Consider the following 14403-nt stretch of genomic DNA (forward strand, 5'->3'; position numbering starts at 1 on the left):
GATAATAATCTGGTGGTAATGACGTGAAGGTAACACCCCTTTCCATACCGAACAGGAAGGTTAAGCTTCACAGTGCCGATGGTACTGCAGGGGAGGCCCTGTGGGAGAATAGGTCGCTGCCAGGTAAAAAAATTATTGTTCCGTGGTAGCTCAATGGTTGAGCATTCGGCTGTTAACCGAAGGGTTGGAGGTTCGAGCCCTCTCCACGGAGCCATTTTTATTTTTTGAATTAAAAGCAATAAATTTGAATATACATAAAAGCAGATTAGTTTAACTAATCTGCTTTATTTTAATGCATCTATTATTAAGATTTTTTGTTGTAGGATAAAATTAAAACCGTACTTAAAATAAGTATACTTCCTATAATATCAAATATACCAAAAGGAGTGTGAAGCCATAGTATTGACACTGTAGTTGCAGACATAGGTTCTAAACAAGAAAGTAAACTCGTTTCTGAAGCTTTAATGTACCTTGTACTATCCAAATACCAATAGAAGGAAACAAGGGTTCCAAAAACAACCACAAAAGTAATTCCTAAAATTGAATCAGTAGAATATTCTCCTTGTATTCTCCAAAAAGGATGAACGAAGCTAAAGAATATTCCACCTAAAAGCATTCCCCAACCAATTACAATATCACACCCCCATCTTTTAATAATATATGCAGGTTGAACTACATAAAATGCAGCAGCAAATGCTGATAAAACTCCCCAGAATAAAGCTAAGTTGGAAATAGCTAGGCTATGTATATTACCTCTAGTAATGAGGAAGAACGTACCTAATAAAGCCAGCAGAATTGATAATGTTTCCCTTAAGGAAGGAAGTTCTTTAGATTTAAAGGACACATAACATACAATTATTACTGGACTAAGATATTGAAGTATTGTAGCTGTAGCAGCATTACCATATTTAATCGATGCAAAATAGCCATATTGTACGCCTATTAATCCTATGATACTAAAGAGAATAATGTTTCTTCTACCATATTTAGATTTCCATATATTAAAGATATTTTTGCCATTCTTTAAGTATAGAAATATAAGTAGGAGTGATCCTGACAGTAAAAGACGAATATCTACAAGCCATTCTGGACTAATATCTTTTTTTTGAAAAAGATATTGAGCTACAGGTCCTGAAACGCCCCAGAGTATAGAAGCAGATACTACTAGTAGTATTCCTTTCATTCTTGAATTGTTTTTTAGTGTAATTTGAGCATTCATTGCAATTCCTTTCTGTGATTATTAATCTAGTTTATTTATTTTAGTTCCATTACTAGTGAGTATGATTGTTCCACTTACATCGGTTCTATATATTTGTATATTTTTCTTTTTAAGTTTATTTATTGTCTTTTTATGTGGATGTCCATATTTATTATTTTTTCCGCAGCTTATTACTGCTATTTTAGGATTAACTTTATCCAGAAATTGTTGTGAAGTGGAGCTTGAACTACCATGATGACCAACTTTTAATACATCAGCTGATAGATCATAATTTTTATCTATCATTTCCATTTCACTTGTTTTTTCTGCATCCCCTGTAAAAAGAAATTTGGTATTTCCATAAGTTAGTTTTAATACTACTGAATAATTATTTGTATCTGGATAACTCTTACTATTAGGTGCAAGTATTTCTGCAGTTGTATTTTTACCTAAGTCTAACTGTAATCCAGGAGTTGGAGTATCTATTTTCATATTTTTATTTTTTAATTGTTGAATCATATACTCAAAAGTTTTTGTATTAACTATTTTTTTAGGAGTATAAAACTTATCAACAGTGTATTTTTTTATTACATTTCCCATGCCACCTATGTGATCTTCATCAGGATGGGTTGCAATTACAAAGTCAAGTTTTTTAATATTTTGTTTACTTAAATAAGACATTAATTTGTCTCTACTTTCATTTGGACCAGCATCTATTAAAAGGTTTTTCCCATTTACTTGTATTAATTCACTATCTCCTTGTCCTACATCTATATAATGAACTTTAAGTCCACTGTAGTTGGAAGTAGTATTTGAATTTGTATTACTTGTACATCCTGACATTAGAAATATGAAAATAAATACAATTGATAGTATATTAAAGTATTTTTTTATAAATTTCATTCAGTGTCCTCCTTTATCCGATTGCTACCATCGCTAACCCCCCATCGCACTCTGTGAAATCGACTATCACTAAATCAAAGATTTGGAATATCTGCTTTTTCTTCAAAGTGGGGATAAGCACTTAGAAGGCGTTATCCTTTAGGGAGAATTGTTATCCAGGGACATAGCTGCTCATTACTCTGGGAGTATTAGAGAAGGTAGTCATCGGATGAATCCTATATTAATTTTCTAAATAAATATGTTTACTTATTTCTGATTTTATGTTATCTGCTAAAGATTCCCTCTCTTCTCTCGAAAGAGAATCTGTATAGATGGGCTTACATATAGTTACATTTACATTTGCAGATTTTATCATAGAATGTGCATTTCCCTCTCTTAGTTTATAACTTCCATCTATAGCAATTGGAACTATAGGTACTTTAGATTTTAAAGCCAGTTTTAAACTTCCCTTTTTAAATTCTCCTATTCTAGGGCCTTTACTTCTGGTGCCTTCAGGAAATATTACCATACTATGTCCATTATTTAATAGTTCACTACCTTTATTTATAGACTTTATGGATTCTCTTATATCCTCCCTATTTATAAAAATACAATTAATTTGCTTCATCCAGTAAGAAACTAATTTGAACTTTGTTAGTTCTTTTTTAGCTATAAATCCTACAGTCCTATCTAAAGAAGATAGTATTATAGGTATATCTAAAAAACCTTGATGGTTTGAAACAAAAAGGCAGGGAACCTGTGGGATGTTTTCTGTACCGGTTACTTTTACAGATGCATTTATAAGCTTTAATATAAAATCAGACCATTTTTTCACAGATATATATATATAATTTTCAGCTTCTTTTTCAGAACCACTTTTTCTAATTCTGTCTAATTTTAATTTTTTAACTAATGAATAGACCATATACAAGAAAAAAACTACATAAAATAAAAAAGTTTTTAACATAAAATTATTCCTCCTTGAAAATTCTAATTATGAGTTCATGATAATACAACATTTATTATAACATATACAGTACTTTAAATTAGTATGGAGCCAATATTTGATTTAAAAATCCTATTGCACACTATAAAAGATCTATAATGAATACGTTATATAAAATAGCGTCAAAAATAACAAATAAATATTTGCTTATCAATAATAAAAGTGATACAATATAAGCATATTTATTATAGAAATAGTCCTAATAAGCCATAAATATACTTATAAATATTCAAAAATAGTACATAAATATAAATTGCAAAAAATAGGCGCAAAATTCATATATGAAATATAATGTATAAAATAATTCAAAAAGCCATTTTAAAAGATAGGTCCAATATTAATCCGAGGAGATGAATTAAATGAAAAAAAGTTCCTATGAATATAAATTAAATAATGTAGATAGTCCCAATTTTTATAAAAATATATTTCCCTATGATGAAATTCCAAAAATAAATTTTAATGGAGTACAAATACCTAAAGATTTACCTGAAAAAATATATATTACGGACACTACATTTAGAGATGGTCAGCAGTCAATGCCTCCTTATACTACAGAGCAGATAATTAGAATTTTTGATTACCTTCATGATTTGGATAACAATTCGGGAATAATAAAACAGACGGAATTTTTTTTATACACAGAGAAAGATAGGAAAGCTGCCCAGGTATGTATGGAAAGAGGATATGAATTCCCGGAGGTTACTTCATGGATAAGGGCTAATAAAGAAGATTTTAAGTTGGTAAAACAAATGGGAATTAAAGAAACGGGAATGCTTATGTCTTGTTCAGATTATCATATATTTAAAAAGTTGAGAAAGACTAGAAAAGAAACTATGGATATGTATTTAGGTATAGTTAAAGAAGCGTTGGATAATGGAATTCGTCCAAGATGCCATCTAGAAGATATAACTAGGGCTGATTTTTATGGATTTGTAGTTCCACTTGTAAATAAATTAATGGAATTATCGAAACAGTCAGGCATTCCTATAAAGATAAGAGCCTGTGATACTCTTGGATTGGGAGTATCCTATAGTGGCGTGGAATTACCAAGAAGCGTACAGGCTATTATGCATGGACTTAGGAACAATTGTGGTGTTCCTTCAGAATGTATAGAATGGCATGGACACAATGATTTTTATGCAGTAGTGAATAATTCGACAACAGCTTGGCTATATGGTGCATCAGCTGTAAATACCTCATTTTTAGGAATTGGGGAGAGAACAGGAAATTGTCCACTAGAAGCTATGATATTTGAATATGCGCAGATAAAAGGAAATACTAAAAATATGAAACTTGAGGTTATAACCGAATTATCAGAGTATTTTAAAAAAGAAATGGAATATTCAGTTCCACCTAGAACCCCTTTTGTGGGAAAAGAATTTAATGTAACTAGAGCTGGAATACATGCAGATGGAATATTAAAAGATGAAGAAATCTATAATATATTTGATACAGATAAAATTTTAGGAAGACCAGTTGTAGTAGCTGTAAATCAATATTCCGGTCACGCTGGAATTGCAGCCTGGATTAATACCTATTATAGATTAAAAAATGAAGAAAAAGTTGATAAATGGGATACTAGAATTGCTAAAATTAAAGAATGGGTGGATGAACAATATAAAGCAGGAAGAACTAGCATAATAGGAAATGATGAATTAGAATTATTAGTTGATAAGATGCTGCCAGATATTTCACAAAAAAAAGAGGAAAGAGCCAGTTAGAGTAGGTATAAAATTTAGAATAATAGATAACAATGGAGGATAAAAAATGACACATAAAGTTACTCTTATTAAAGGTGATGGTATAGGACCAGAAATCTGTGAAGCTGCAAAAAAAGTTATAGATAAGAGTGGGGCAGATATTGACTGGGAAATATTTGAGGCGGGAGCCTCAGTTCTAGATAAATATGGAACACCAATACCGGATAATATTATAGAAAGTATAAGGAAAAATAAAGTAGCACTTAAAGCACCAGTTACGACCCCTGTGGGAAAAGGATTTAAAAGTGTAAATGTAACTCTTAGAAAAAATTTAAATCTATATGCAAATATAAGACCTATAAAAACTTATGCTGGAGTAAAATGTAGATACGATAATGTGGATCTTGTAATATTTAGAGAAAATACAGAAGATCTGTATGCAGGGATTGAACATATGATAAACGATGAAATAGCGGAAAGCGTTAAAATAATATCTAAAAAAGCAAGTGAAAGGATAGTAGAGGCAGCTTTTCAGTATGCAATTAAAAATGGAAGAAAGAAAGTTACCGCAGTTCACAAGGCTAATATAATGAAACTTTCAGATGGGCTTTTTTTAAGAACAGCTGAAAAAGTAGCAGAAAAATATAAAAACATTGAATTTGAAAGTGTAATAGTAGATGCTATGAGTATGAAACTTGTACTTAATCCAGAGAACTATGATGTACTTGTTATGCCTAATTTGTATGGAGATATTTTATCAGATATGGCATCAGGCCTTATAGGTGGGCTTGGATTAGTGCCAGGAGCCAATATAGGAGAAGATGCAGCAGTGTTTGAAGCTGCCCATGGCTCGGCTCCAGATATTGCAGGACAGAACAAAGCAAATCCAACAGCTATAATACTTTCAGGAGTTATGATGCTTAACTATTTAGGTGAAACAGAAGCGGCAAATAAAATAGAGCTAGCTGTAGAAGCTGTACTTAGAGAAGGTAAATATTTAACAGAGGATTTAGGAGGGAATACCACTACAAGCGGATTTACTGAAGCTATTATAGAGAAAATTGAAAATTGTAATTAAGTATACTTAATTCGATTCTTTTAGAGAACAAAGTACAAAGTTAAAATGTCAAATAAGGATAATTTTCTTCCTAACGTCAGAAAATATTAAAATTATATATTTCCTGAGGTACGAGGAAAATCATCTTTATTTGTTCTTTGCTATTTGAACTTTGTTATTTTCAAAAGCTTTCCTTCCTAATTTTTTTATATTAAGTGAAAGTTTTATATGTGCAAAACTTTAGTACTTAATTATAAGATGATGACAATAGCAAATATGGGGCTGATATGCTAATTAATTAGTATGTCAGCCTCTTATTTATCAAGCTTTTGCAAGAGCCTGATCTAAATCGTATATAATATCATCAATGTTTTCTACACCTATTGAAAGCCTTATAAGATCTGGAGTAACTCCAGCAGCTTTTTGTTGTTCTTCATTTAACTCTGCATGAGTTGTACTTGCAGGATGAATTACTAATGATTTTGCATCTGCTACATTTGCAAGTAGGGAGAACAATTTAACGCTGTTTATAAATTCCTTTCCTGCTTCAGATCCACCCTTTATTCCAAAGGTAAATATTGAACCTGCTCCTTTTGGAAGGTATTTCCTAGCTAATTCTTTATATGGACTTCCATCAAGCTCAGGATAGTTTACCCATGCAACTTTTGGATGTTTGCTTAAAAATTCAACTACTTTTCGTGTATTTTCTACATGTCTCTCTACTCTAAGAGAAAGTGATTCAAGTCCAAGTAAGAAATAAAAAGCACTTTGTGGACTTAATGTTGCTCCTGTGTTTCTTAAAAGTTGTACTCTGGCTTTTGTAGCAAAAGCTGTAGGCCCAAGGTCTGCATATACAAGTCCATTATAGCTTTCATCAGGTGTTGTAAAGTCAGGAAATTTTCCGCTTGCTGCCCAGTCAAATTTTCCACCATCTACTATAATTCCGCCTAAAGTAGTTCCATGACCACCTATAAATTTAGTTGCAGAATGAACAACTACGTCTGCACCATATTCTATAGGTCTTACTAGATATGGAGTTCCAAAAGTATTATCTATAATAAGAGGAATTTTGTTTTCATGGGCTATGTTTGCCACAGCTTCTATATCCAAAACATTTATTCTAGGGTTACCTATTGTTTCTGCATAAACTGCTTTAGTTTTATCTGTAATAGCTTTTCTGATATTTTCAGGATCATCAGGATCTACAAATGTTACATCAATTCCTAATTTCTTTAAAGTTACTGAAAACAATTCATAAGTTCCACCATAAAGTGTGCTAGCTGCAACTATATTGTCACCTGCACTTGCCACATTTAATACAGCGTAAAGTATTGCTGCAAGTCCGGAAGATGTAGCAAGACCTGCACTGCCGCCTTCAAGGGCTGCTACCCTTTGCTCAAATACATCTTCTGTAGGGTTCATTATTCTGGCATAAACATTTCCAGGTTTTTTAAGCTGGAAAAAGTCTGCTGCTTCATCGGCATCTTTAAATACAAAGGATGTAGTCTGGTAGATTGGAACTGCTCTTGCACCTGTAGTTGGGTCAGGCACCTGGCCTGCATGTACTTGTAATGTTTCAAATGATAACTTTCTTTCTTCACTCATTGGTTATTCCTCCTAATACTTTTTTTAATATTTTGGACGAAACTTCTATAACCTGGCAGAATAAAAAAATCTTCTTGTAAGATAAGTTACAAGAAGATTCTATCTTCATGCTTCTCATCTTTCAGGTTTACACCTGCTGGAATTAGCACCGTTGAATGAAAATGATCATTCAGGTTGCTGGGCATCATAGGGCCAGTCCCTCTGCCACTCTGGATAAGAAGTTCCGTATTCGATTGAGAAAATCATACCAGACATAGATAAGGTTTGTCAATAGAAAAATAAAAAAATATTTAGAAAATTTTATCTGATAGCTACCTACTGTAATACTCCCACTTCTATCAAAGTGGGAGAAATAAAGTTTTAAAGAGAGAGTGACTATCATTAAATCAAAGATTTGGAATATCTGCTTTTCCCACTAAGTAAGATTCATTGATATTACGAATTATAGTAAAATAGTCATGTAAATAGTATTGACAATTGATAGTTAAAGTATTAATATTAAAGCACTTTTATCACGAGAGGTGGAGGGACTGGCCCAGTGAAACCCAACAACCGGCACTAAAGTGCATCGGTGCTAATTCCTGCAGAATAAAACAAATTCTGAAAGATAAGGAAAGTTGATTTTGTCAAATTTAAAGTTGCTTTTCTGATTGAAGGGCAGCTTTTTTGTATAATTTAATAAAAATGTATTTCGCAGTTTAAAAAAATTGCAAAGCAATTTTTTACAAGTTAAGAATTAATAATGAAAAATTAATAGTGAAGGATGATTTTTAGCTGTCGCAAAAAATCCACATTAACTATTAATTCTTCATTCTTAACTATTAATTAAAAAAGTTGAGTAAATAAATATTAATTTTAAATAATATTAATGTATATTTATACAATCATAAAATATTAAATAATTTGATGTATTGTAGAAAATTTGTTTAAAGTTTAAAATTTTATACAAGAAGTAATGGATTAAATAATTTGAACATGAAACTTGTATTTGAAAAAGGAGTGCAGCGAATGTTATTTAAAGATTTATTAAATAAGTTTAACGACAAATTTGTTTTTTTTGATGGAGCTATGGGAACCATGCTTCAAAGAGCAGGGCTTAAAGTAGGTGAACTTCCAGAAACATTAAATATCACAAATTCAGAGATCATAAGAAAAGTACATAGGGAATACTTAAATGCAGGATCAGATATCATAATAACAAATACTTTTGGTGCCAATGAACTTAAGTATAGTTCTTCTGATTATACAATAAAAGATGTAATTACAGCTGGAGTAAAAATTGTAAAGGAAGAGGCAAAGGATAAATTAGTAGCACTTGATATAGGACCTACAGGACAGGTTATGGAGCCTACAGGGAGTTTAAGTTTTGAATCTGCATATGAATTGTTTAAAAGTCAGGTTATTATAGGGGAAAAAGCGGGAGCAGACATAATCCTAATAGAAACTATGTCTGATTTGTACGAAGCAAAGGCAGCTATTCTTGCAGCAAAAGAAAATAGTTCTCTTCCAATATTTTGTACAATGACTTTCCAGCAGGATGGAAGAACTCTAATGGGAACAGATCCGAAAACTATGGTATTTGTGCTTGAATCGTTGGGGGTGGACGCCCTTGGAGTGAATTGTTCCTTGGGACCGGAAGAATTGCAAGATATTGTAGATGAAATCTTAAAGTATTCTTCTATACCCGTTATAGTTCAGCCTAATGCAGGACTCCCAAAGTATGATGGTGAAAATACGATTTATGATATAACTTCAGATGAGTTTGCAGAAAACGTAGTGATTATGGCAAAAAAAGGAGTTAGGTTTTTTGGAGGATGCTGCGGAACAAGTCCTGAATTTATAAAAACTATGGTAGAAAGTTTGAAAAATACAGTACCTTTAGAGATAAAAGAAAAAAATTATACCGCAGTGTGTTCAGCTAGGAATACTGTGTTTTTAGGTAATAGGATAAAATTTATAGGAGAGAGAATTAATCCTACAGGTAGAGATATTTATAAGAAAGAGCTTAAAGAAAGAAAGGTAAATTTTATACAGAAAGAAGCAGTGCAGCAAAAAGAAGAAGGGGCGCATATACTTGGACTCAATGTAGGACTTCCTGAGATTGATGAAGTTGAAACTATGAAAGAAGCAGTAAAGGCAATACAAAAAGTAGTACAATTGCCTATAGATATAGATAGTCCAAATCCTAAAGTTTTAGAGGCTGGAGTTAGGGTTTATAACGGTAAACCTATAATAAATTCAGTAAATGGTAGAAAAAAGTGTATGGAAGAAGTATTTCCAATAGTAAAGAAGTATGGAGGCTGTGTTATAGCACTTACTATAGATGAAAATGGAATACCTGATACCGCAGAGGGGAGGGTAAAGATTGCAGAGAAGATAATCAAAACTGCTGAAAACTATGGCATCAAGAGAAAGGACATAATAGTTGATTGTCTTACGTTAACTGCATCTGCCCAGCAAAAAGAAGTTCTTGAAACAATAAAGGCTATAAAGATTTTAAAGGAACAATTTGGAGTAAAAACTACCCTTGGAGTAAGCAATATATCCTATGGACTACCTAGAAGATGTATATTAAATAGAACTTTTCTTGCACTTGCCCTTCAGGCAGGACTTGACTTGCCAATAATAAATACAGCGGATAAAGGTGTGAAAGATATTATTTCAGCTTTTGAGGTATTGACAAACATAGATAAAGAAGGGAAGGAATACGTAAAAAAATATAGCAGTAAATCTGAAGGCGAAAAAGCAAAATGGGGAAGTGATATTCCTAATTCAGGTGAAAATGATAAAAATCTAAAACAGGCGATTATTGATGGAATGGAAGAGGAAGCAGTAGAGCTAACTTGTAAGCTCTTGAAAAGTAAGAAGTCAGTAGATATAGTAAATTCCCATATAATCCCGGCGCTAGATGAGGTGGGCATACAATATGAGAACAAGGATATATTTTTACCACAGTTAATACAATCAGCTGAAACTGTAAAGCAATCTTTTGAAATAATAAAGAAAGATATGCTTAAAAATGGCGAAAATAAGATATCTAGGGGAAAAATAGTACTTGCTACTGTTAAAGGAGATATACATGATATAGGAAAAAATATAGTTAAAGTACTTTTGGAGAACTATGGATTTGAAGTTATAGATTTGGGAAGAGATGTAGATATTAGCGAAGTAGTAAATGCTATAATAAAAAATAATGTAAAGTTAGTAGGGCTCAGTGCACTTATGACAACTACCGTAAGCAATATGAAAAAGACTATAGATGCTATAAGAGATAAGGGGCTTCAATGTAAAGTTGTAGTAGGTGGAGCAGTATTAAATCAAAATTATGCAGATATGATAGGTGCAGATTATTATGCTAAAGATGCTAGAGAAACTGTAAAGATAGCAGAAGAATTATTTTCAGTTTAGAATAAAAATAATTTTTATGGAATATTTGATGTGTTTAATATACAATAATATGTAAGAGAGATAATATAAAAATAGGTTTTGGGAGATATAAAAATGGGTGAGAAGATTAATAAAAAAGATGTTAAGTATGTACCAGAAATAAGAGGAGTACTTAGAGGACATATGATAAATTTTCCTGGTGTAATAAGAGAGGCCAGCGGCATAATAGTTTTTGGAAAGAGGATAAAATCTTTTGCATTTACTACGGATATAGCAGTTATAAAAAATATAGATGCAGATGCTATTTTAGCAGTTTATCCTTTTACACCCCAATCAGTTATAACAGAGTCATTAGTTACAGCTTCTGATGTACCTATATTTTGCGGTGTAGGGGGTGGACTTACTACAGGAAAAAGAGTTGTAAACTTAGCATTAAATGCTGAATTTACTGGAGCTATGGGGGTAGTCTTAAATAGTCCTACACCTAATGAAATTGTAAGAGCTGTTAGAGAGGCTATCGACATTCCTATTATAGTTACAGTAGTATCTGAAAGAGATGATATTCAAAAGAGAATGGAATCGGGAACTTCCATATTAAATGTATCTGCAGGTAAGAATAGTGCTTCTCTTGTGAGAAAAATAAGAGAAAAATATAAGGACATTCCTATTATAGCTACAGGGGGAAGGACTAAGGAAAGTATAGAGGAAACTATAGAAGCAGGTGCAAATGCTATTTCCTATAGTCCTCCTTCTACGGCAGAATTGTTTAAGGGAACTATGGAAAAGTACAGGAATATGTAATAAACAGAGTTCTTGGCATCAGATGGAGTTTTGACTCCACCTAATGCTTATTAACAGGATTCTTAGTGCTTCAGCACTTAGAAGGCGTTATCCTTTAGGAAAAATCGTTATCCAGGGACGTAGCTGCTCTTTACTCCAACTTGGAGAAGTGGGAGTATTAGAGCAGGTAGTCATCGGATAAACAGGGGCTGCTTCACTAGTTAACTAGTATGTCAGCCCTCTTATTTTTAATTAGCTTAACTTTTGCAGTTTAAAAATATATAAGAATACAATAAAATACTATGAAAAAGCAAAAAAGGTATTGAATAAATATAAAAATAAATGTATAATTATTTATATATTTAACCTAAGGAGTTAAAAATAATAATTATAGAAAAGGGGAAAAAAAATGAAGAAGTTAAAAAAGACAATAATTGTAATGTTGACAATTGTTTTTGCAGCTGCTTTATTTGCAGGATGCGGGAGCAGTAACAGTAATAGTGGAGATGGACAAAAAGGACAGAATGCTTTAGAGAGGGTAAAAAAAGCAGGAGTTCTAAAGGTAGGTCTTGAAGATTCTTTTCCACCAATGGAATTTAGAGATAACCAAAACGTACTTAAAGGTTTTGATATAGATATGGCAAATGCCATAGGCAAAAAGCTGGGAGTAAAGACTCAATTTGTATGTACTGAATTTAATGGAATAATTTTAGCACTTAACTCTGGAAAATTTGATGTTATAATATCAGGACTTAGTATTGACGAAAAGAGAAAAAAGCAAATAGATTTTTCAGAGCCTTATATACAAAATGCACAAATTATAGTTACTAAAACTGGAAATGAAGCAATTAAGACTTCAAAAGATTTAGCTGGAAAGAAAGTAGGAGTAGGACTTGGTACAACTAGTGAAAAAGTTGTTCAAACGTTACAAGGCATAAAAGAAGTTAAAAAATATGATAAGACTACAGAAGAACTTCAGGATTTATTAATAGGAAGAATTGATGCTGTTATAGTAGATGAACCAGTTGGAAAATATTATATATCTAGCCCTGACAAGAAAGGAAAATATACAGTACTTAATGAAAAACTTACCAATGAGCCTATGGGAATAGGATTTAAAAAGGGAGACAAGGAACTTGAAACATCAGTACAAAAAGCATTAGATGAGTTAAAAAAAGATGGAACAATGTCTAAAATCTCTACTAAATGGTTTGGAGAAGATATATATAAATAGTATATGCAAAAAGAAAGTGGGTAAGGTAAGTGAACATAGAATTTATTAAAAATATATTACCTATTTTATTAAAGGGTAGTGTAATGACAATTGAACTTACAGTAATCACCTTGATATTAGGAACTATGCTTGGAGTATTTTTGGCACTTTTGAAATTGTCTAAAAATATTGTATTAAAATTAGTATCAAGTTTTTATACATGGATATTTAGAGGAACGCCTTTACTTTTGCAGCTATTTTTCTTCTACTATGGATTACCTTTTATTGGAATAGAGCTTACTCCTTTTACTGCAGCTATATTAGGACTTGGATTAAACTGTGGTGCATATATGGCTGAGATAATAAGAGGTGGAATACAATCCATAAACAAAGGACAGTTTGAAGCAGCAAAAGCTCTTGGATTTAGTTATGTAGAGACTATGAGAAAAATTATTTTACCACAAACTTGGAAGATAATAATACCACCAGTAGGAAATGAATTTATATCCATATTAAAGGATACTTCATTGGTATCTACTATAGCTATGGTTGAACTTATGAGGTCGGCTCAGCAGATATATGCAAGTAGCTTTGATCCAATATCTGTATTTTTAACTGCAGCAATATTGTATCTTATAATGACAACTGTATTTACAACTGTATTTGGAATATTCGAAAGAAGATTGGCCATTTACAGTTAGAAATTAGAGTAATTTTAAGTGGAGGTTTGATTTATGGAAAATGCTATTTTAAATAATGGCGAAAATTTAGATAAAAATGAATATATGATAGAAGCATCTAATTTAACTAAGAGTTTTAATAATCTTTTAGTTTTTAAAGATTTAAATGTGAAAGTAAAGAAAGGTGAGGTCCTTGTAGTTATAGGGGCCTCAGGATCAGGGAAAAGTACACTTTTAAGATGTCTAAATCATCTGGAGGAATTGGATAGTGGAACTATAGTTATAGAAGGGGATAAGCTAAACCCTAAGGACAAAAAAATGCTTCGAAAAATAACTACAAAGATGGGAATGGTTTTCCAAAATTTTAATTTGTTTCCACATATGACAGCTGTTCAAAATGTTATGGAAGCTCCACTAGTTGTAAAAAGAGAAAAAAAGTCAGAGGTTTTACAAAGAGCTAAGCAACTTTTAAGTAAGGTGGGACTTGCAGATAAGATGGAATATTATCCATCTAAACTCTCAGGTGGACAGCAGCAGAGGGTTGCTATTGCGAGGGCTCTTGCAATGAATCCGGATATAATGTTGTTTGATGAACCAACATCAGCCTTAGATCCTGAACTTGTGGGAGAAGTTTTGAATGTAATGAAGGATCTGGCTAAGGAAGGTATGACAATGGTAGTAGTAACTCACGAAATGGGGTTTGCCAGAGAAGTAGCTGATAGGGTTATATTTATGGATGGAGGAAAGATAGTTGAAGAGGGGACTCCAGAGGAAGTATTTTCACATCCGAAAGAAGATAGAACTAAGGAATTTTTAAATAAAGTTTTAAAATAAAAAGCCAGTATTTTAGCTGTGATTTTAATTACTTTTATTTGTTTAAGCTGTTTATTAAAAT

General features: G+C 32.0%; 11 protein-coding genes, 1 tRNA gene, 1 rRNA gene and 2 riboswitches. Of the genes, 9 read left to right on the plus strand and 4 right to left on the minus strand.

Annotation, left to right across the window (positions count from 1 at the left end):
• Positions 1 to 8: 8 nt before the first annotated feature.
• Positions 9 to 125 (plus strand): 5S ribosomal RNA (gene rrf, locus B5S50_RS14365).
• Positions 126 to 139: 14 nt separating this feature from the next.
• Positions 140 to 214 (plus strand) — tRNA-Asn (locus tag B5S50_RS14370).
• Between the two features lie 90 nt (positions 215 to 304).
• Here the strand turns inward: B5S50_RS14370 and B5S50_RS14375 are convergent.
• The 3 genes from B5S50_RS14375 to B5S50_RS14385 form a co-directional block, all read right to left on the minus strand.
• Positions 305 to 1219: a DMT family transporter gene (locus B5S50_RS14375; protein WP_065078143.1), complete on the minus strand. Its 915-nt coding sequence runs from the start codon at positions 1217 to 1219 to the stop codon at positions 305 to 307.
• Positions 1220 to 1240: 21 nt separating this feature from the next.
• On the minus strand, positions 1241 to 2101 hold the full coding sequence (locus tag B5S50_RS14380) for a ComEC/Rec2 family competence protein (protein ID WP_065078144.1): 861 nt from the start codon (positions 2099 to 2101) through the stop codon (positions 1241 to 1243).
• 220 nt (positions 2102 to 2321) lie between these two features.
• Positions 2322 to 3047, minus strand: coding sequence for a 1-acyl-sn-glycerol-3-phosphate acyltransferase (locus B5S50_RS14385; protein ID WP_065078145.1), 726 nt, complete (start codon positions 3045 to 3047; stop codon positions 2322 to 2324).
• 398 nt (positions 3048 to 3445) lie between these two features.
• Here B5S50_RS14385 and B5S50_RS14390 point away from each other — a divergent pair, with 398 nt between their 5' ends.
• The gene (locus B5S50_RS14390) at positions 3446 to 4807 is read left to right on the plus strand and encodes a 2-isopropylmalate synthase (RefSeq protein WP_065078146.1); all 1362 of its coding nucleotides are present in this window, start codon (positions 3446 to 3448) and stop codon (positions 4805 to 4807) included.
• 46 nt (positions 4808 to 4853) lie between these two features.
• Positions 4854 to 5864 carry an isocitrate/isopropylmalate dehydrogenase family protein gene (locus B5S50_RS14395; protein ID WP_065078147.1) on the plus strand — a complete coding sequence of 337 codons (1011 nt, stop codon included), beginning with the start codon at positions 4854 to 4856 and terminating at the stop codon, positions 5862 to 5864.
• A gap of 300 nt (positions 5865 to 6164) precedes the next feature.
• On the opposite strand, the gene B5S50_RS14400 is transcribed toward B5S50_RS14395, so the two are convergent.
• The gene (locus B5S50_RS14400; RefSeq protein ID WP_217302178.1) at positions 6165 to 7448 is read right to left on the minus strand and encodes an O-acetylhomoserine aminocarboxypropyltransferase/cysteine synthase family protein; all 1284 of its coding nucleotides are present in this window, start codon (positions 7446 to 7448) and stop codon (positions 6165 to 6167) included.
• A gap of 111 nt (positions 7449 to 7559) precedes the next feature.
• Positions 7560 to 7668: riboswitch (SAM riboswitch) on the minus strand.
• 286 nt (positions 7669 to 7954) lie between these two features.
• Positions 7955 to 8062: riboswitch (SAM riboswitch) on the plus strand.
• A gap of 394 nt (positions 8063 to 8456) precedes the next feature.
• Here B5S50_RS14400 and B5S50_RS14405 point away from each other — a divergent pair.
• The 5 genes from B5S50_RS14405 to B5S50_RS14425 all read left to right on the plus strand — a co-directional run bounded on the left by B5S50_RS14405 (position 8457) and on the right by B5S50_RS14425 (position 14342).
• Positions 8457 to 10856 carry a homocysteine S-methyltransferase family protein gene (locus tag B5S50_RS14405; RefSeq protein ID WP_217302179.1) on the plus strand — a complete coding sequence of 800 codons (2400 nt, stop codon included), beginning with the start codon at positions 8457 to 8459 and terminating at the stop codon, positions 10854 to 10856.
• A gap of 93 nt (positions 10857 to 10949) precedes the next feature.
• Entirely contained in the window at positions 10950 to 11636 is a 687-nt protein-coding gene (locus tag B5S50_RS14410) for a hydrolase (RefSeq protein ID WP_065078150.1), read from the plus strand.
• 388 nt (positions 11637 to 12024) lie between these two features.
• Positions 12025 to 12849, plus strand: a complete 825-nt coding sequence (locus tag B5S50_RS14415; protein ID WP_065078151.1) for an ABC transporter substrate-binding protein — start codon at positions 12025 to 12027, stop codon at positions 12847 to 12849.
• A 29-nt stretch (positions 12850 to 12878) separates the two neighbouring features.
• The gene (gene ehuC / locus B5S50_RS14420) at positions 12879 to 13529 is read left to right on the plus strand and encodes an ectoine/hydroxyectoine ABC transporter permease subunit EhuC (protein ID WP_023162835.1); all 651 of its coding nucleotides are present in this window, start codon (positions 12879 to 12881) and stop codon (positions 13527 to 13529) included.
• Between the two features lie 33 nt (positions 13530 to 13562).
• Positions 13563 to 14342, plus strand: coding sequence for an amino acid ABC transporter ATP-binding protein (locus B5S50_RS14425; RefSeq protein ID WP_065078152.1), 780 nt, complete (start codon positions 13563 to 13565; stop codon positions 14340 to 14342).
• Positions 14343 to 14403: the final 61 nt, after the last annotated feature.

This window comes from Clostridium sp. 001 (assembly GCF_019056555.1).
Taxonomy (GTDB): Bacteria; Bacillota; Clostridia; order Clostridiales; family Clostridiaceae; genus Clostridium_B; species Clostridium_B ragsdalei.

Bases quoted from the DNA above. Each gene is read 5' to 3' on its own strand.
- B5S50_RS14375 (WP_065078143.1), bottom strand. From the start codon at position 1,219: ATGAATGCTCAAATTACACTAAAAAACAATTCAAGAATGAAAGGAATA.
- B5S50_RS14380 (WP_065078144.1), bottom strand. From the start codon at position 2,101: ATGAAATTTATAAAAAAATACTTTAATATACTATCAATTGTATTTATT.
- B5S50_RS14385 (WP_065078145.1), bottom strand. From the start codon at position 3,047: ATGTTAAAAACTTTTTTATTTTATGTAGTTTTTTTCTTGTATATGGTC.
- B5S50_RS14390 (WP_065078146.1), top strand. From the start codon at position 3,446: ATGAAAAAAAGTTCCTATGAATATAAATTAAATAATGTAGATAGTCCC.
- B5S50_RS14395 (WP_065078147.1), top strand. From the start codon at position 4,854: ATGACACATAAAGTTACTCTTATTAAAGGTGATGGTATAGGACCAGAA.
- B5S50_RS14400 (WP_217302178.1), bottom strand. From the start codon at position 7,448: ATGAGTGAAGAAAGAAAGTTATCATTTGAAACATTACAAGTACATGCA.
- B5S50_RS14405 (WP_217302179.1), top strand. From the start codon at position 8,457: ATGTTATTTAAAGATTTATTAAATAAGTTTAACGACAAATTTGTTTTT.
- B5S50_RS14410 (WP_065078150.1), top strand. From the start codon at position 10,950: ATGGGTGAGAAGATTAATAAAAAAGATGTTAAGTATGTACCAGAAATA.
- B5S50_RS14415 (WP_065078151.1), top strand. From the start codon at position 12,025: ATGAAGAAGTTAAAAAAGACAATAATTGTAATGTTGACAATTGTTTTT.
- B5S50_RS14425 (WP_065078152.1), top strand. From the start codon at position 13,563: ATGGAAAATGCTATTTTAAATAATGGCGAAAATTTAGATAAAAATGAA.